Source organism: Ruegeria atlantica (genome assembly GCF_947495585.1).
Taxonomy (GTDB): domain Bacteria; phylum Pseudomonadota; class Alphaproteobacteria; order Rhodobacterales; family Rhodobacteraceae; genus Ruegeria; species Ruegeria atlantica_G.
On the sequence record NZ_CANLZK010000048.1, the window covers coordinates 1 to 713 of the forward strand.

Annotated in this window: 1 pseudogene; it reads left to right on the top strand. The window is 54.3% G+C overall.

What is annotated here, in order from left to right:
- Nucleotides 1-56 precede the first annotated feature (56 nt).
- Nucleotides 57-713, top strand: a pseudogene (locus QMP16_RS23515) (IS3 family transposase); the annotation flags it as partial.

A 713-nucleotide genomic window follows, 5' to 3' on the forward strand; every position in this document is an offset into this window, starting at 1 on the left:
TGAGCCTCCCCAACTGAACTGGTCCACCGTTATGTTTAGGAAACGGAGGATCAAAAATTGCAAACAAGAGACCGAAGCCCGAAGAGATTGTCTCGAAGTTACGGCAGGTTGAAGTTTTGATGGGGCACGGCATGTCCCGTCTTGATGCGATCAGACAGATTGGCGTTGTCGAACAAACCTATTACCGCTGGCGCAAGAAGTACGGCGGAATGGGTGTTGATCAATTGAAGGAACTGAAGCGGCTTCAGAAAGAGAACGAACGATTGCGACGTGCGGTTTCTGATCTGACGTTGGACAAACTGATCCTGACGGAAGCCACAAAGGGAAACTACTGAGCCCTGCTCGTCGTCGTACTTGTATTAACCATGTACGCAACCAGCTGAACGTTTCCGAGAGACGCGCCTGCCGCGTGCTGGGGCAACACCGGTCCACGCAACGGCGCGTCCCACAAGGTCGCGCAGACAAAGACCGACTGGTGGCCGACATGATCGAGTTGACCCGTCAATACGGCCGATATGGCTATCGCAGGATTGCTGCGCTGCTGAGAGAGGCTGGATGGTCTGTCAGCGACGGGCGGATTGAACGGCTTTGGCGACGAGAGGGGCTGAAAGTACCAGTGAAACAACCGAAGAAAGGACGGCTCTGGCTGAATGACGGATCGTGTATTCGGCTTCGACCAGAGCATCGCAACCACGTTTGGAGCTACGATTTCG